At 47.2% G+C, this 16,852-nt stretch carries 16 protein-coding genes, 1 rRNA gene and 1 other annotated feature; of the genes, 1 reads left to right on the top strand and 16 read right to left on the bottom strand.

Going from position 1 to position 16,852, the window contains the following annotated elements; translation table 11 throughout:
• The 7 genes from BLS15_RS19890 to BLS15_RS19920 form a co-directional block, all read right to left on the bottom strand.
• A 16S ribosomal RNA gene (locus BLS15_RS19890) occupies nt 1-75 on the bottom strand; the annotation flags it as partial.
• A gap of 358 nt (nt 76-433) precedes the next feature.
• Nucleotides 434-2,368 carry a LysM peptidoglycan-binding domain-containing protein gene (locus tag BLS15_RS19895; protein WP_175460811.1) on the bottom strand — a complete coding sequence of 645 codons (1,935 nt, stop codon included), beginning with the start codon at nt 2,366-2,368 and terminating at the stop codon, nt 434-436.
• 234 nt (nt 2,369-2,602) lie between these two features.
• Entirely contained in the window at nt 2,603-3,472 is an 870-nt protein-coding gene (gene pheA, locus BLS15_RS19900; RefSeq protein WP_021254236.1) for a prephenate dehydratase, read from the bottom strand.
• 21 nt (nt 3,473-3,493) lie between these two features.
• Nucleotides 3,494-4,453: a homoserine kinase gene (gene thrB / locus BLS15_RS19905; protein WP_021254235.1), complete on the bottom strand. Its 960-nt coding sequence runs from the start codon at nt 4,451-4,453 to the stop codon at nt 3,494-3,496.
• Nucleotides 4,453-5,520: a threonine synthase gene (gene thrC, locus BLS15_RS19910; protein WP_028533801.1), complete on the bottom strand. Its 1,068-nt coding sequence runs from the start codon at nt 5,518-5,520 to the stop codon at nt 4,453-4,455. The genes thrB and thrC overlap by 1 nt, the downstream gene beginning before the upstream one ends.
• 35 nt (nt 5,521-5,555) lie before the next feature.
• Complete coding sequence (locus tag BLS15_RS19915) at nt 5,556-6,842, bottom strand: homoserine dehydrogenase (RefSeq protein WP_021254233.1); 1,287 nt, start codon at nt 6,840-6,842, stop codon at nt 5,556-5,558.
• 83 nt (nt 6,843-6,925) lie between these two features.
• Complete coding sequence (locus BLS15_RS19920; protein ID WP_021254232.1) at nt 6,926-7,363, bottom strand: ACT domain-containing protein; 438 nt, start codon at nt 7,361-7,363, stop codon at nt 6,926-6,928.
• A 297-nt stretch (nt 7,364-7,660) separates the two neighbouring features.
• On the opposite strand from BLS15_RS19920, the gene BLS15_RS19925 reads away from it, so the two are divergent.
• Nucleotides 7,661-8,530, top strand: coding sequence for an aldo/keto reductase (locus BLS15_RS19925; protein WP_021254231.1), 870 nt, complete (start codon nt 7,661-7,663; stop codon nt 8,528-8,530).
• Between the two features lie 91 nt (nt 8,531-8,621).
• Here the strand turns inward: BLS15_RS19925 and obgE are convergent, their stop codons facing one another.
• The 9 genes from obgE to BLS15_RS19970 form a co-directional block, all read right to left on the bottom strand.
• Nucleotides 8,622-9,938, bottom strand: a complete 1,317-nt coding sequence (gene obgE, locus BLS15_RS19930) for a GTPase ObgE (protein ID WP_021254230.1) — start codon at nt 9,936-9,938, stop codon at nt 8,622-8,624.
• Nucleotides 9,939-9,950: 12 nt separating this feature from the next.
• Nucleotides 9,951-10,706 carry a Spo0B domain-containing protein gene (locus BLS15_RS19935; RefSeq protein ID WP_021254229.1) on the bottom strand — a complete coding sequence of 252 codons (756 nt, stop codon included), beginning with the start codon at nt 10,704-10,706 and terminating at the stop codon, nt 9,951-9,953.
• Between the two features lie 432 nt (nt 10,707-11,138).
• Nucleotides 11,139-11,450, bottom strand: coding sequence for a 50S ribosomal protein L27 (gene rpmA / locus BLS15_RS19940; RefSeq protein WP_021254228.1), 312 nt, complete (start codon nt 11,448-11,450; stop codon nt 11,139-11,141).
• 22 nt (nt 11,451-11,472) lie between these two features.
• Complete coding sequence (locus BLS15_RS19945) at nt 11,473-11,799, bottom strand: ribosomal-processing cysteine protease Prp (RefSeq protein ID WP_021254227.1); 327 nt, start codon at nt 11,797-11,799, stop codon at nt 11,473-11,475.
• 11 nt (nt 11,800-11,810) lie between these two features.
• A complete protein-coding gene (rplU, locus tag BLS15_RS19950; RefSeq protein ID WP_021254226.1) occupies nt 11,811-12,122 on the bottom strand; it encodes a 50S ribosomal protein L21 in 312 nt (103 codons plus the stop codon).
• A gap of 13 nt (nt 12,123-12,135) precedes the next feature.
• Nucleotides 12,136-12,216, bottom strand: a sequence feature (ribosomal protein L21 leader region).
• A gap of 53 nt (nt 12,217-12,269) precedes the next feature.
• Entirely contained in the window at nt 12,270-13,535 is a 1,266-nt protein-coding gene (locus tag BLS15_RS19955) for an Rne/Rng family ribonuclease (RefSeq protein WP_021254225.1), read from the bottom strand.
• Between the two features lie 146 nt (nt 13,536-13,681).
• Nucleotides 13,682-14,551, bottom strand: coding sequence for a site-2 protease family protein (locus BLS15_RS19960; protein WP_028533800.1), 870 nt, complete (start codon nt 14,549-14,551; stop codon nt 13,682-13,684).
• Nucleotides 14,544-15,476: a M23 family metallopeptidase gene (locus BLS15_RS19965; RefSeq protein ID WP_090513537.1), complete on the bottom strand. Its 933-nt coding sequence runs from the start codon at nt 15,474-15,476 to the stop codon at nt 14,544-14,546. Before BLS15_RS19965 ends, BLS15_RS19960 begins: the two co-directional genes overlap by 8 nt.
• A gap of 216 nt (nt 15,477-15,692) precedes the next feature.
• Nucleotides 15,693-16,850 carry an FtsW/RodA/SpoVE family cell cycle protein gene (locus tag BLS15_RS19970; protein WP_021254222.1) on the bottom strand — a complete coding sequence of 386 codons (1,158 nt, stop codon included), beginning with the start codon at nt 16,848-16,850 and terminating at the stop codon, nt 15,693-15,695.
• Between the last annotated feature and the right edge of the window lie 2 nt (nt 16,851-16,852).

Here is a 16,852-nt window from a genome sequence, read left to right on the forward strand (position 1 = left end):
TCAAGTCCGCTCGACTTGCATGTATTAGGCACGCCGCCAGCGTTCGTCCTGAGCCAGGATCAAACTCTCCGTTAAAGTTAAGTTTGAACTGCTCATATCTTTTGACGAGGTATTGCTACCTCATTCACAAACGTTGCTCGTTGTTCAGTTTTCAAAGAACAATTTTCATTTCTTGCTGCTCCGACATTTTTCAACATCTTTCGCAACAGGAACTTTATCTTATCACAGGAGCTAATTTGTTGTCAACACTTTTTTTAAAAAATCTTTTTTAGAAGATTCGTTTGAAGCGTTGAAGCTCTACTGCGCCGCCGCATCTCGCGACTGGATTTATAATATATCATGGCCTGTCCCATCTTGACAACAGGAAATATCAACCATGAATATTCTGCTTAATGCAGTCTCTCTCATAGTTGATACTCCAGCTTCCTTTGGACTATCCGTTGATCCACGGAATGCTTCTCGAGTTCACGTTAGAACGCTTCTGCGCCGTTTTCTTTTTTTCCGTGCTCTTCTTTTTTGTCGTCCGGGAAGGCGACCCTTTAATCCTCGCCTGTTGTTCCTTTTTTGTACCTACACTGGATACATGCCCTTCTTTGTCCGTTGTGGATGCCGATTCTCTGTTGAACTCCACTTCATGTTCTGCACGTTTGCCATGACCACCCGCTCCGATTGAAGCGTTACTCCCCAAAGACGAATTGGCGAATCCCGGAATGGATCCGTATAAGTTTGGATTGTAGAAGTGCATACCGTCCGAACCATACCCTGTTGGCTGCTCATAAGAATCGTTTCCTTGTGCACCTACTGGGGCGGCATTCATTAATGACTGATTCGCATATGGATGCTTGCCATGCTCTTCTCCACAACCACAAGCATACACAAATGGTTGAGCAATCGGCCCCCATACTGCTGTTGGTACTGCAGCCGGAATTGCAGAAGGAATATATCCCGGAACCGTCGATACTGCACCACCATACACAGGAGGATATGGCGGATAGATAGCAGTTGGTACAGGCGGAAAGCCAGGATTGCAGAAGACGGGTGTCGGTGGGCAGTAACACTCATAAGGAGAAAACGGTTGATTCGACTCTGTGATCGGCGATACATTCGGCTGTATATTCGATTGTACGTAAGGCTCGATATTCGGTTGAATGTTTGGTTGGACATTTGGATAGATGTTCGGGTGGATGTTCGGTTGTACGTAAGGTTCGATATTCGGTTGGATGTTCGGTTGTACATTTGGATAAATGTTCGGTTGGATGTCCGATTGTACGTAAGGTTCAATATTCGGTTGGATGTTCGGTTGTACATTTGGATAAATGTTCGGTTGGATGTCCGATTGCACGTAAGGTTCAATATTCGGTTGGATGTTGGTAGGGTACCAATTACTAGCTATATGATTACAACCACAAGGCTCATACTGTACAGGGGACACATATTGCGGCATAACTGGGACAGGAATTTCGTAGCTTGGCGGAAATGATGGAACTGGGGCGGCATAAGGTTGTTGCATGTTTGGCTGGTTTAGAAAAGATTGATTCCCCATAGATGGGTCAAAGTTTGACGGGTAGTTCATAGGCTGATTGTACCCTACCCATGGATGCGCATGTTGGGTACTTCCATAGTCCACCTTTTCCATTTCATATACAAATTGAGTTGCATGGTGTGGTTTCTTGACCTCTTTCTTGGGCTGTACAATCTCTTGGATAGGTTTTAGCTCATTCACTTGCTTGTTCTCTTCGTTCGGTTGAGGAACTTTGGTTTGCGGCATAACTTCTTTTTTCGGCTCTACAATTTCTACTTTTGGCTTCGTGATTTCAACCTTTGGCTTTTCCACTTCTTCCTTCGGCTTCATGACCTCTTCTTTCGGTTTCGTTACTTCTTCTTTCGGCTTCACGACCTCTTCTTTCGGTTTCGTTACTTCTTCTTTCGGCTTCACGACCTCTTCTTTCGGTTTCGTTACTTCAGACTTGGGCTTCGTCATTTCTTCCTTAGAGGATGGCGGTTTATTAACATTAGGGGCCGGAACATTGCTATCTGACTGCATTTTAGGGATGTTTACAACTTGACCGATCACCAGCACATTCGGATTTTTGAGCTGCGGATTCGCATCGATTAAAGTTTGAAGAGGTATTCCCCACGCTTTAGACAATTTCCATAGGGTGTCCCCTTCCTTTACAACGTGCTTGTGAACGATCTCATGTCCACTTGAGGGAACCGGAGTCGACGGGACTTTAATTTTCATGCCAACATCCAGTTCGTTCGGGTTAGCAAGCTGACTGTTCATAGCAATAAGTTCTTCTAAAGTAATTCCGTATTTTTTCGCCAGCGCATATAGCGTGTCGCCTTTCTTGACAATGTGTATTTTCACTTCATGCAACCTCCCACACGTTCGTCATCCTACTCTTACCGGACATAAGCCCGAAATCACCTACTTTATCCTATGCAGCAAATAGGCGTTTGACATCCATGTGTGCAATAAAATCAAAAAAAATCCTCCCTTGTTAGGGAGGACAACGATCCGGAATACTCGCACAGCACTACAAAACTACTTATATCATTGCAGCTTGCAGCGCTGTTATTTGTCTTTAATATATCTTTTCCCTCACCCATTTGAATCCGCTAATGAGAACTCATACGAATAACTTGGATAAGAACCAAGAATACGAACTTGGCAGCCGATCGCTTCAATTTCTTCGATGGCAGCAGGGAGCAGAACGGTATCTAACGCCATTTCTACATCAATGTAAAAGTAATAACTGCCTAATTTCCTCTTGGTTGGACGGGACTCAATGCGAGATAAATTAATCCGTCTCCAAGCAAATGCAGACAAAACCTGATGAAGCGCCCCCGGGAAATCCTCAGGCAAGGTAACCAAAATGGTCGTCTTATGTGCAGTTGAAGGAGGTAATTCTAGTGGTTTCCTCCCAATGAGCACAAATCGAGTAAAGTTGTTATTATGATCCGTCACTGTTGGCGCCAATATATCCAACCCATGCGTATGCGCACCTACAGTCGTTCCAATAGCTGCCCAGCCGCGACCTGGATTCTGCTTCACAATATTGATTGCTTCAGCTGTACTGCTCACATGTTCGAGTTCCGCATGCGGCAAATACTTGCGAATGTACTGCATGCACTGTGCCATCGCTACAGGATGTGACATTACTTTTTGAATACTTCCCCAATCTCCCTGCAGTTCCTCACGGCGTCCAATCAAATTCTGAATAGACGGAAAGACCCATTCCGCTTGAAACGGCAAATCCACCTCATGAACAATCCAGTCCATATGTAGGTTGACCGAACCTTCAATTGTATTCTCAATGGGGATGACACTATATTCTGAATCGCCACGCGCAGTCGAAAGAAACACATCCGAAATCAGCTTATAGTGTACAAATTGATGATCATGTCCTGCTAAATGCAATGCCGCTTCATGCGAAACGGAGCCTTCCGGCAATAATGCAATTCGTGCCATGTATGCTAACTCCTTCGTAGACTATTCAAGCATGCGCGCAGATAAGATTGATTCCATATCGCTCCATGTACCAATACATACTGCACCTTCATGACTCGGCTCCAATTCCTTTACAACAACATCGATTCGATGCTCACTAAATGTATCTCGCATAAACGAAATGAGTTCTTGGCTGTCACTGCGCTTGTCAATAAACGCAAGCAGAGTCGGGCCCGCGCCGCTGAGCGCGACACCAAGAGCACCATGCTGCACAGCATGCTCCAAAATATGAGTCATACCTGGAATCATCGGAGCACGGTATGGTTGGTGGAGACAATCCTTCATCGCTTCAGACAAGATGTCGTATCTCCCACTGCTCAACGCAGCTACAAGAAGTGAAGACCGACTGATATTAAATACGGCTTTGGCCATGTCTACTTGGCTCGGCAGCACACCTCGAGCTTGCTTTGTTTCAAGCTGGAACTGAGGGATAGCGACCACAGTGGATAGGTATCTATCCGGCTCAACACGAGCATAAGTCGTATGTTCTCCATCCCATGCAGCTGCTACAATCCCGCCTATGAGGGATGCTCCAACATTGTCAGGATGGCGTTCAATAGCCGTCGCCATGTCGTAGAGACGACCCGCATCGAGCGGTTCACCGATCAGCTGATTCGCCGCTACCAAACCGCCAATAATAGCTGAGGCACTGCTTCCGAGTCCTCTTGTCAACGGGATTTCACTATATACTTCCATTTCAATCGGGCGACGATCAATTCCCGCTTCATCAAATACTGATTGTGCAATTCGATAGATAAGATTGCTCTCATCCGTCGGTACCCCCTCAAGATCAGAGCCGTGCAATCGAATGATAGCTTGATCCGCTGGTTTCATCGCAACCCACAGATGAAGTTGAAGCGCCATGCCCAGTGTATCGAATCCTGGCCCTAAATTCGCGGTGCTCGCCGGTACACGCACGAGCACCCCTTCTTCCCGCCACATTATTGTTCACGCTCCAGCTTCGCAATTGCTTCCATAACAGCTTCTTCTGTATCCTGAACGACGAGCGGTTCCTTCGCTACTGTCTTAATTGCGATATTCGGATCCTTCAGACCGTGTCCAGTAAGCACGCTCACCACAGTCTCTCCGCCCTTGAAGTATCCTTCCTTATGAAGCTTCAGCACACCAGCAAGCGAAGCAGCAGAGCCCGGCTCAGCAAATACCCCTTCCCTCGCAGCCATTAATTGATAAGCTTCAAGGATTTGTTCGTCGGTTACGTAATTAATTTGGCCAGCCGATTGTTCAGCAGCTTCTACTGCTGTCTTCCAACTTGCCGGATTACCGATTCGGATAGCAGTAGCCACCGTCTCCGGATCCGAAATCGGTTCACCCTTTACAATCGCCATTGCACCTTCTGCTTCAAACCCTACCATTCTCGGCAGGGAGTCTGTCTTGCCGGCAGCATGATATTCCTTGAACCCTTTCCAATAAGCCGAAATATTGCCAGCGTTGCCAACCGGAATTGCAAGCACATCGGGCGCTTTCCCCAATTGATCACACACTTCGAAAGCCGCCGTCTTCTGACCCTCGATTCGATATGGATTTACCGAATTCACGAGTGTAATCGGGTGCTTGGCCGTAATCTCTCTCACGATCTCCAACGCACGGTCGAAGTTGCCCTGAATCGCAATAATTTTGGCACCATAGATCATTGCTTGAGCGAGCTTGCCGAGCGCAATATTATTGTTCGGTATGAGAACGATACAATTCAAGCCAGCACGAGCTGCATAAGCTGCAGCCGCAGCAGATGTATTGCCTGTAGAAGCACACATGATTGTGCGGCTCCCCTCCTCTACTGCCTTCGCTACTGCCATAACCATGCCGCGATCCTTGAACGATCCAGTAGGGTTCAATCCCTCATATTTGAAATACAAATTCAATCCAAGCTCTTCGGATAGACGATCCGCGCGAATGAGCGGTGTATTCCCCTCATGCAGTGTCAGCTTTGGCGTATTGTCGTTGATAGGCAAATATGATTTGTATGTTTCTAGTAGTCCCATGTATCTCATCGAAATAACCCCTTTTCTGCTGCCTGATTAGTGGATTAGCCTTCTACCCGATATGCACTCTTGATGGATTTAATAACATCCAAGTTTTCAAAATGCTTAAACACTTTCTTCATGTTCGCCTGGCTGGCTTGATGTGTGATAATGATAATTTCAGCATCTGGATGATGCGAATTCGGCTGTTGGACGACGGAATCAAGGCTCACATCGTACTCCGCGAATACTTGCGTAATCTGTGCCAATACCCCCGCCTTATCTTCCACATGAAGAAGAATAAAGTTCTTATATGAAATTTGATCATCTGTTTTTAATTTCTTTTCCTTATATGGAGTCAGCGCCCGCAATCCGTTCACGCCGAGCTTCATATTTTTGATGACAGCCGCCAAGTCTGCGACAACAGAAGTGGCTGTAGGCATCTCACCAGCACCAGGGCCATAGAACATCGTCTCGCCAACGGCTTCGCCATACACATATACAGCGTTGAAGACGCCATTGACCGAAGCAAGCGGATGAGCATTGCTGACCATCGTAGGCTGCACAACAACACTTATCTGATCATCCTGACGTTCTGCGATACCGAGCAGCTTCATCTCATAACCGAGACGCTTCGCAAACATAATGTCTTCTTTTTTGATTTGTGAAATTCCGCGAACTTCAACATCCTCCAACGCCACGTCCGCGTGGAAGCCAAGTGTTGCTAAGATGGCCATCTTGCGTGCAGCATCAAGCCCTTCTACATCCGAAGTAGGGTCAGCTTCTGCATATCCAAGCTGCTGCGCTTCCCTCAGCACTTCCTCATAGCCCGCGCCTACCTTGCTCATCTTCGTCAAAATGAAGTTCGTCGTTCCGTTCACAATCCCCATAATCTTCTTAATCCGGTCAGATGAGAAGCTCTCCATCAAGGTGCGGATAATAGGAATGCCTCCAGCTACACTTGCCTCGTACAATACATCGCAATGATTCGCTTTCGCTTTGGCCATAATTTCACGCCCGTGCAGCGCCATTAAGTCTTTGTTCGCCGTAACCACATGTTTGCCGCGCTCCAGCGCATCCATGATATATTGCTTCGTTGGCTCAAGACCACCCATGACTTCAATCACAATATCAATATCCGGGTTGTTAATAATATCTTCTGCATGTTCTGTTAGCTTATGTTCAGGAATGCTAATGCTGCGCTCCTTATGAATGTCATTCACGAGTACCTTCTCAATTACAATCGGCGAGCCCACTTGGCTGGACAAATCCTCTTGATGCCCCTCCACAATACGTACAACACCAGTTCCTACCGTCCCCAATCCTAGCAATCCAACTTTAATCGGCTTCATAAATCAGTTCCTCCCCTTCTCCCAGCAGCTGTCTGTATCTAATGTAGTTATAGAGTAATACCGATGTAATTAAGCAAGTACACTTACCCTTGTCCGATGATCGTCACACGCTTTACCCCAGGGATATCCCGAAGCGCATCCAGCATATTGCCGAATGGCTCTGCGATAAGTGACGTTTCAACCGAGATTACAACATTCGCAATTCCTTGCAGGGGTATCGTCTGATTGATTGTCAATACGTTTCCCTCATAGGAAGCGACAGAACCAAGCACTTTAGATAAAATGCCTGAACGGTGATCCAAATCCATTGAGATCGTTACAATCCGTTCGCGCTCCAATTGATTGAGCGGAAAGATACCGTCTTTATATTTGTAAAAAGCACTGCGGCTCAAATCAACTCGTTCTGCAGCTTCATGAACCGTCTTCACTTCACCTGTCGCGAGCAATTGCTTCGCTCTTACCGTCTTCACTACCGCCTCTGGCAATATGTCTTCTCTCACCAAGTAATATCGCTCTGCCATGATTGAGTCCTCCGTATAAAGACTTTTGTTTATTTATAGAGGACATTATAGCGGATATGTGCGCAAGTTGGCAATAGGCCAATCTATAAATATTTTCTCTAATCCATTTTACAGGCATAAAAAGTTTAATCTATTATACACGATTATCCCTATCGTCTTCCTTGTTTTTATTTTAAAGTAATGAAAAAACGAAAAAAAAAAAAAAAAAACGAAACCTTCTCTTCCCTTCACAGTAACAGTATAAAATGATTAAATTTGAAACTGCTTCATTTTTCCATAGAGGAGGTAAAGTTATTCATGATGCACACACTGCTTGGTACTACTCAAATACAGGTGTCAAAGCTCGGCCTAGGATGCGCTCCACTATCTGTAGCTGGCAGACCTGACCGAGGGCAAGCGATCGCGACCATCCAAGCTGCCTTCGAAAGCGGAATCACGTTATTTGACACTGCCGATACGTACTGCCTTGATGATCACGATCTCGGCCACAATGAACAATTGCTGCAAGAAGCACTATCTGCCTACTCCACGGAAGAGTACCTAATTATTACAAAAGGGGGGCTAGCTCGTCCGAATGGGTCCTGGATATGCGACGGCCGACCCGATTCTCTTCGCTCTGCATGCGAGCTCAGCTTACATACTCTAAAGCGGGAATGCCATCCTCTATACATTTTGCACGCTCCCGATCCTTCTGTTCCTATTGAAGAATCTGTTGGAGCGTTAAGCCGACTTCAGGAAGAAGGCAAAATTCTCCATATAGGCCTATCTAATGTTACTGTGAGCGAGTGTCAGCGTGTCCAGCAAATCGCACCCATCACTTGTATTCAGAACCGTCTCCATCTTCATGACAGACACTCGAATGACGTGCTTCGATACTGTGATGAGCATAGCATCAGCTTCATTGCGTATAGCCCATTCGGTGGGCCGAGCAATTCCATCCATTTGCAGAACCATCCTGTATTGTCAGAACTGGCACAGAAGTATTCGGCAAGCCCTTATCAGATTGTGATTGCGTGGCTGCTTGCACTATCCCCTAATCTCATTCCCATACCGGCAGCCACCAAGCCTTCCTCTATTCAAGACAGTGTACGCGGAATGGATATTCTGCTGGATGAAGCTGACCTGCTTCGTCTTACGAATATTGATCAGGCCAATACTCCTACTTGATCGAAGCGCGCCACTTCCATTGGCTCAATAAACAAAAAAAAGAACGCCCGACCCAAAAGGGTCAGGCGTTCTAATCATTTTCTTATGAACTTCAATAGTAGCTGCTGCCTTCTACGAACTCAAATTCAAAATCAGCAATGCGGACAATCGTCCCATCAACTGCACCACGCTTGCGCAGCGCTTCATCAATTCCCATGTGGCGCAGTGTCCGCGCAAAGCGCAAGATCGCATCATGAGAGTTCATTTGCATGCGCTTCAGCATATTCTCAACAGCTTCGCTCTCAACTACGAACGTATCGTTCTCGCGGCGAATTGTAAATTCTGAATCATGTCTTGTCTTCTCGAAGCGATAGATTTTACGCTCATCAACCTCTGCCACTGCTTCGACTTCAGGAGCATCAGGCAACTGCTCAAGCAACTCCATCGCTCGGTAGAGCAGCTCTTGAATACCTTGCCGTGTCAGCGAGGAGATTGGCATAATCTCAATATCGCTTCCCGTCATCTCGCGAACCTTCTCACGGAATACCGCTAAATTCTCTTCTGCCTCAGGCATATCCATCTTATTAGCAGCGATAATTTGCGGCCGCTCGGACAACTTCTCATTGTATAACTTCAATTCCTCGTTAATCTTCACCCAATCATCGAATGGATCTCTACCTTCCATGCCCGCCATATCCACAACATGAACAATGATGCGGGTACGTTCAACGTGACGAAGGAATTCATGACCCAATCCAATACCCGTATGAGCTCCTTCAATCAACCCAGGAAGATCGGCCATAACGAAGCTGCGTCCTTCTCCGACATCCACCATGCCTAAGTTCGGTGTAATCGTCGTAAAATGATAAGCACCAATCTTCGGCTGCGCCGCAGATACAACAGACAGGAGAGTTGACTTGCCGACACTCGGGAATCCGACCAAGCCGACATCAGCCATGACCTTCAATTCAAGGATAACCCAGCGCTCCTGACCTTCTTCTCCATGTTCTGCAAGTTCCGGTGCAGGATTGTTCGCTGTTGCGAAGCGGATGTTGCCTCGTCCTCCACGGCCGCCCTTGGCAATAACAACCTCTTGGCCTTGACGGGTAAGGTCAGCAATAACTTCCTTCGTATCATCATCGATGACTACCGTACCAGGGGGAACGCGGACAATCATATCCTCCGCATTCGCTCCATGCCGGCTCTTATTCCGGCCCTTCTCCCCGCGATCTGCCTTAAAGTGCTTCTGGTAGCGGAAATCGACAAGCGTACGCAATCCTTCATCTACACGGAAAATAACGTCGCCGCCATGTCCTCCGTCACCGCCAGCGGGGCCACCCATTGGCACATACTTCTCTCTGCGGTACGAGACGATTCCGTCGCCTCCGTCGCCGCCTTTAACATAAATCCTCGTCTTATCTACAAACATGCTGTCACCTCATTATGCACTGCATGGCACGACTATTTGGTAGGCGTCCTGCCCATCATGATGATTCGCCGACAACTGCTCCAGCCGCACGCCGCGTTCCATCGCAATTCGTCTCAGCTTCTCGGCCACTTCGCCCGGCCGAAGCAGTTTACCCTCTAATTGATATTGAATGTTAAGCTGGCTCGATTCACACCATATCGCAAGCTGCAGCGGGCAATAAGCGTCCCCCTGCTCCTTGGATGCGAAGCGGAATGTGTTAACCGTCTCGATAATCATATTCGTCAAGCGGACAGTGTCCACTTCCAGGTTCAATCGGTCGAGTTCAAGAGGCTCTGGTATCATTACCTTGAGCGGCATCGTACCGCCAGAGGTACGGTGCTGCATCAAAAACATAACGAGTTCCGGAAAACCAAGTTTGGCAATTCGGCTTTCCTCCGCCATTCTTTCTTTTATTGTTTCCACGCAGTCCGGTAATTTATCGTACTTTTTCAAACGAACATATCCATACAGAAGCTGCAAGTCGTTCATCCAATCATGCCGCTGATGATTCATTAAGTGAATTGCCGCTAATTGGGTTTCTTGAAGCATTCGTTCTCTTTGTCGTTGTTGTTGTCGCGAGAATAGCAAAAATGCTCCGCCAATACTGGCAGCCACAACGAATGCGAGTCCAATACGCCACCCGATGTGCATATTCCAACCAATGATAGCTGCTGTCCCAGCTGCAGCGACAGCCCAGCAACAGCCGATCCATAAGCTTGTCCTATTCATCACTTCGCTCCCCGATACTCACACATTTCCAGTTATGTACAAACTCCCCGAATTTCAGTATATCACGCGCCTGAAACCTCGTCCAAACAAAATCATACTAAGAAATAAAGGATTTGCACAAATCATTCCAGTAACAACAGAATTAGAAACAATGTGGACCGCGCTGATGGCGGCATTATGCGGGAAATAATGAGCAGACAAAAAGGAATTGATGTGGCATAGCCCCTTCGAAGCATTTCCTCAGATGAGCGACTATGTTATCTCTCGAACGAACAACAACTTCGGCTTTGCACAGGCTTGGTACAAGCTTGGCATAAGCTCTACATAAGCTGTGCACAGGCTCGACATATCTTGCACTTTGCCAAACAACGCATTGTCGTCTCTTATTCATTAAAAAAACCCCCGGCTCAAGCCGAGGGTTCTTCAGTCGTCTTAGTTCTCCACAGCTGCTGCAACAGGTGCAACTTCAACCGGGTAGACGCTCGCTTTTTTGCGATCGCGGCCCCAACGTTCGAACTTAACAACGCCATCCACTTTCGCGAACAGAGTGTCGTCCTTACCGATGCCCACGTTGTTACCTGGGTGGATTTTCGTACCACGTTGACGCACCAAAATGCTGCCAGCAGAAACTACTTGACCGTCGGAGCGCTTCACACCAAGACGGCGACCGATACTATCACGGCCGTTCTTTGTGGAACCTACCCCTTTTTTGGATGCGAACAACTGAAGGTTCAGTTTCAACATTATAGTCTACCTCCTTGCTCACTTAATTGTCTTCTATTTGAAGATACGAATCGTATGAAGTTTCGATCGTGTGTAAACTGACGATCATCGACTCCAACAGCAATTGAACCTTAGCTTCGATATCCGGCTGATTAATGCGTGGAACACGTCCACTCAAAAATCCATCCTTCATCTTGCATTCCAGCTCAATGCCCGTCAATGCTTCAATGGCGTTCACCGTACCCACCGATACCGAAGAGACTCCCGCACATACGATATCCTCTCCGTGGCGAGCATAATTCGCATGTCCTTCAATGGAGAAGCTCTCAATTGAATGATCCGGCTTGCGCCGTATTGTAATGCGAATCATATGGCACCTTCTTACGCCTGAATGTTCTCAATCGTCACTTTTGTATACGGTTGACGATGACCTTGCTTACGACGGTAGTTCTTTTTCGCTTTGTACTTGTACACGACAATTTTCGCGCCTTTTCCATGCTTTTCAACTTTCGCCGTAACAGTAGCACCGGATACTACCGGAGTACCTGTGACCAAGCCGTTGTCATTGGATACTGCCAATACACGGTCAAATGTCACGCTTTCGCCTTCAGCAGCGTTCAGCTTCTCGATGTACAATACATCACCAGCTTGAACTTTGTACTGCTTGCCACCTGTTTCGATAATTGCGTACATTGTGTTGCACCTCCTCATGTCTCAGACTCGCCTAAATCAGGTGGTGAAGCATCGCTTCACACTTCATACCTGTCTGGAGCGGTTACAGCATGTGCAGCACTAGACTTAACACATACCCGTAGATCTTAGCACACTCTGCAATAAAAATCAACGTATAATTTCCGGTTCCCGTTGAGAAAGCGAGGACAAAACAACTCCGCTTCCCTCGCACTCGGCACAGGGTTGGAACAGTTGATGCATGACCTGCTCACGAACCTTCTTGCGTGTCAGTTCCATTAGACCAAGCTTCGTCCAACCGACAACCAAGCACTTCGTACGATCCTTCCGCATCATCGTTTCCAATCGCTCCACAATACGCACTCGATGTTCTTCCGTATCCATATCGATGAAATCAACAATGATAATGCCGCCGATATCGCGAAGACGAATAAGACGCGCAATCTCTTCGGCCGCCTCCAGATTCGTTAAGAATACGGTCTCCTCCAGATCGCTTGTCCCCGTATATTTTCCCGTGTTCACATCAACAACCGTCAGTGCTTCCGTCTGATCCCATACTAGATATCCTCCGCTCTGCAGCCATGTCTTACGCTGGAAAGCCTTATCTAGCTGATCTTTCACCCGATAACGGGTAAATAGCGGCTCACTGTCTTTGTATACATGAATCCGATTTTCCAATTCAGGGTCAAACGAACGAACAAACGACTGCACCTTTTTCAATTGGCGAACATCATCAATGAGCAGTTGGTCAATCTCGCGTGAGAACGCATCCCGAACAAGCCGCTCCACCATGCTTAGATCACGGTGCAGCAACGCGGGAGCCTGAGCTTCCTTGGCACGATAACCAATCGTCTCCCACAATTCGCGGAGTGACTCAATATCACCCTCAAGCGTCTCCGTCAATTCACCTTGAGCAACGGTTCGAATGATCAGCCCCTCTTCGCCCTGGCGAAGCTGTTCAGCAAGCTGCTTCAATCGATTGCGTTCTGATTCCTGCTCAATCTTCTTAGATACACCGATATAATCGGCATATGGCATAAACACCGAATATCTGCCAGGTAGAGAATAATGCGTGGTTACACGCGCCCCCTTGCCTCCTAGCTGATCTTTCATCACTTGCACGATAAGTTCCTGTCCAACTCGAAGCAGACTCGTTATCGGCGGTTTCTGCTTAGGCTGCTTCTCCAAATGAGGATGTAAACAATCATCGACATATAAAAATGCATTTTTCTTCTGCCCGATGTCCACGAACGCAGCCTGCATTCCAGGAAGCACATTCACTACCCGCCCCTTAAATAAGCTGCCGACCAGCGTTGTGCCAGTTGCACGTTCGACTGCAAATTCGACGAGCCGACCATGTTCAAGCAACGCCATCTGCGTCACTTGTTCCTCACAGTGAACAATCATCTGATTCATGGTATCACCTCTACTACAGCGCGTCATCTTCCATTGTAACATGAAGCAGGATAAGGTGAACATGCCGGTTTATGGAACAGGCTAGAAAAAATGATAACCGTTTCTTTTCACCTCCAATATTGTGACCGAACTTACCTAGATAGCGCTCATGATTTCATACGATTCTGAGGCGGAGGCTCATCGAAGAAGGCATCAATTAATTGCTGTTCTGGAACGATCCGTTGGATTCGCCCTTCATCACCCATTACATAAATGAAGTGGTAGTCATCTCTGCGGAACAGACGAACGATTCGAGACAACGAACGCCCCCCTTCTGTTACAATTGGGCGTCCTAGTGCGACCGAACTCTCCCACTCGCGCAACCTCGTTGGACGATTCATCAAAAATCGTATGAAACGAAAAGGAACATTCCGATGTTCCACCCAGTTGGTCCACAGCAAAAAGAGAGCTAGCATCAAGAGATTAATATTCAGCTTGCCTCCCACAACTACCGGGCACACACTGTACAGCAGCATAATGGCACTGCATCCAAGGCTGACCCTCGCACCAACAAGCAAGGTTCGATGATAGCTCATCCACAACGAACATGCTGCTTGCATCATCCGTCCGCCGTCAAGCGGAAGAATCGGCAGCAAATTGAACAATCCAATGAACGCATTGGCCTGAATAAACCCTTTCGCCCATTCTGGACTACACCAACCCATCGCTTCCGCATACCATGCAATTAATATCATGAGACCATTTTGTAATGGCCCCGCTACCGCTACAATCCACTCTTGCCAAGCAGGCGATAGTGCTCCATCATCCGTCTCCGCCATCCCTCCGAAGGGCAGCAGCTTCACTTCCGTGATGGTCCATCCAAACGCCTTAGCACAAGCTACATGTCCCAGTTCATGAATCAGCACGATCGTAAATAACGTAAGCAATTCAAATATATAGCCTGTAGCTGCAGCTGCAGCCATAAGGATCACAAATAGCGGATGAAGTGAGTAGGTGGTCCCCCCCCATTTAATCAATTCGTATCACATCCGCCGGGTCAATATAAACGCCGCGCTGCTGCATCGCAAATGTAAGTACAGGCTCAGCACCTACCCCCGACTGGTTCTCCTGACTCTGTATCGTACCAATTGTTGCTCCGGGCTCAAGCCAGTCATCCTGTTGCACGGAAGTCGCTGTAAGCCCACTATACACCGTAACAAGACCATCGGCATGTTGGACAGTTACTGTAATTCCTGACTTCTCGTCTGAAGTTACCCGTTCAATTTTTCCCGTAGCAATATTCTGAACCTCAATCGCCGCACCACTCGCATGATCGGGAGCAATCGCGACAGACTTCAGATTCATAGCAAACGGCTGCACAATCTGCCCCTTAATCGGGGATGGATAGGTATGTGTGGACTGTACAGCCTTCGTTGATTCCTTATCTCGTGGAAACAAAGGGATGAACACAGGTGTTCCGGAGAAAGTTCGCTCATACCACGCCGCAATCGGCCGCATGTCCATCTCATCATGAAGGGACAATTGAATCCAAGCGCGCATAGGTGCATTCCATTCCGCCGGGAAGGATGTGATTCCATAAGCTGCAGCGAACAACAAGATGGTTACGAGAAGTCTGGAGCGCAAGGAGCGCCATACATTGCCTCTTCCTGTAGGAGGATCTTCCCAGCCGTAGCGTTCATTCCACTTCGAACGGCTTATCTTCCACTGCTGCTCTGGATCATACGTATACTCTTGATTGAATTCGTAGTCCACATGCTGCTCTCCGTTATTATAGACAGCCGTTGCAGAGGGAACATTCAACACGACATCCGGTTGAACAAGTGAATGGGAAGACAGATTACCTTCCACAGCTTCCTTCGCATGCGACTTACGTTTCATCTCTTCAGCCATTAGAATATCACGGATTCGTTCTTCTCTTCGGCGTCGAATATCTTCTTTCATGCTCGTCTCATCCCTTCTTAACCCATTTCAACAATATGCATCAGCTGAATGATGTGCTTATCACATGTGTATGACAAGCCTACAGCAGATATGAGCAGTGAGCCTGAGAACAAGCAGATGTACGCAAAAAAGCGGCACTACATCCGTTATGGACGTATTGCCGCCTTAGCGCTAATTTCGTAAATGATGAGACCAAGACCCTAATCTTCGACTCCATTAAGGCTCAATCTGATATTTCTCTTGATAAATGTGTATGCTCATCACCAGTCCAATACAAATCATATTCAAGAGAAGTGATGTACCGCCATAACTGATGAATGGCAGCGTAATCCCGGTAATCGGCATAAGACCGATCATCATTCCGATGTTCTCGAATATTTGGAACACGAACATCGACACAATGCCGATTATCATGTACGACCCTCGCAAGTCATAGCACTGGAAGGAAATGAGAATCATCCTGTATATCATCAGGAAGTACAGCAGCAGCAGCAGGGCCGAGCCCTGGAACCCGAACTCCTCACCGATTACCACGAAGATGGCATCCGAATACGTATACGGTATGAAGCTGCGCTGCTTCAATTCGCCCTTCATGTAGCCATCACCGCTGAGTCCGCCTGAACCGATCGCAATCATGGCATAGTTGGATTGATGCTTCGCATCGTTGGTTGCTTCCGCTGGGTTGATAAATGTGTTTATCCGCTCATACCAATGCTTCTTCTCGATCTTATTCACGAAGAAATCCTTGACTTCTTTATTGAAGGTCGTGAACGATACGTAGACCGCTCCCCCTATGACCGCAACACAGAGGAGCGCCACAAGGACATGCCGGTATTTCACCGCTCCGATCCATAGCATACCAATCAGTATTACAATATAAATAATGGCGTTACCAAGGTCAGGCTGAATCACTACTAGTCCAAATGGAAGGATCGTTACCAATCCAATTGGTAGCAAGTCCTTCGTAAGTGAGAGTGGATCACCATTCCGTCTTCCTAGCAATTGCGCTAACGCAAATATGAGCGTAATCTTTGCGAGCTCAGCTGGTTGAAAAGTCTGCCCACCGGGAAGCTTATACCAGCCAACAGCCCCGTTAAGATCCGCCCCTAGGAAAAACACGCCAACAAGAAGCAGGATTGTGATCCCCATTGAAATCGGCCAGCTCTTCAATAGCAATCGATAATCGAACAGCGCTACGGCAAACATAAGGATAAATCCGAGAATATAGAATATAATCGTCTTCATCATCATGGATGTATCGCTGAACATTGCATCCCCATGCGTTGCACTTAGGATGACCAGTGGGCTGAACACCGAGAACACGAGCAAAATACCGACTATAATCCAATCAATTCGTTTCAGCTTGTTAAACACTG

The organism is Paenibacillus sp. cl6col (genome assembly GCF_900102125.1).
GTDB classification, from domain to species: Bacteria; Bacillota; Bacilli; order Paenibacillales; family Paenibacillaceae; genus Paenibacillus_B; species Paenibacillus_B suaedae.

Coding starts and splice junctions, on each gene's coding strand:
- pheA (WP_021254236.1), bottom strand. CDS start 3,472: ATGGCACGAATTGCATTATTGCCGGAAGGCTCCGTTTCGCATGAAGCG.
- thrB (WP_021254235.1), bottom strand. CDS start 4,453: ATGTGGCGGGAAGAAGGGGTGCTCGTGCGTGTACCGGCGAGCACCGCG.
- thrC (WP_028533801.1), bottom strand. CDS start 5,520: ATGAGATACATGGGACTACTAGAAACATACAAATCATATTTGCCTATC.
- BLS15_RS19915 (WP_021254233.1), bottom strand. CDS start 6,842: ATGAAGCCGATTAAAGTTGGATTGCTAGGATTGGGGACGGTAGGAACT.
- BLS15_RS19920 (WP_021254232.1), bottom strand. CDS start 7,363: ATGGCAGAGCGATATTACTTGGTGAGAGAAGACATATTGCCAGAGGCG.
- BLS15_RS19925 (WP_021254231.1), top strand. CDS start 7,661: ATGATGCACACACTGCTTGGTACTACTCAAATACAGGTGTCAAAGCTC.
- obgE (WP_021254230.1), bottom strand. CDS start 9,938: ATGTTTGTAGATAAGACGAGGATTTATGTTAAAGGCGGCGACGGAGGC.
- BLS15_RS19935 (WP_021254229.1), bottom strand. CDS start 10,706: ATGAATAGGACAAGCTTATGGATCGGCTGTTGCTGGGCTGTCGCTGCA.
- rpmA (WP_021254228.1), bottom strand. CDS start 11,450: ATGTTGAAACTGAACCTTCAGTTGTTCGCATCCAAAAAAGGGGTAGGT.
- BLS15_RS19945 (WP_021254227.1), bottom strand. CDS start 11,799: ATGATTCGCATTACAATACGGCGCAAGCCGGATCATTCAATTGAGAGC.
- rplU (WP_021254226.1), bottom strand. CDS start 12,122: ATGTACGCAATTATCGAAACAGGTGGCAAGCAGTACAAAGTTCAAGCT.
- BLS15_RS19955 (WP_021254225.1), bottom strand. CDS start 13,535: ATGAATCAGATGATTGTTCACTGTGAGGAACAAGTGACGCAGATGGCG.
- BLS15_RS19965 (WP_090513537.1), bottom strand. CDS start 15,476: ATGAAAGAAGATATTCGACGCCGAAGAGAAGAACGAATCCGTGATATT.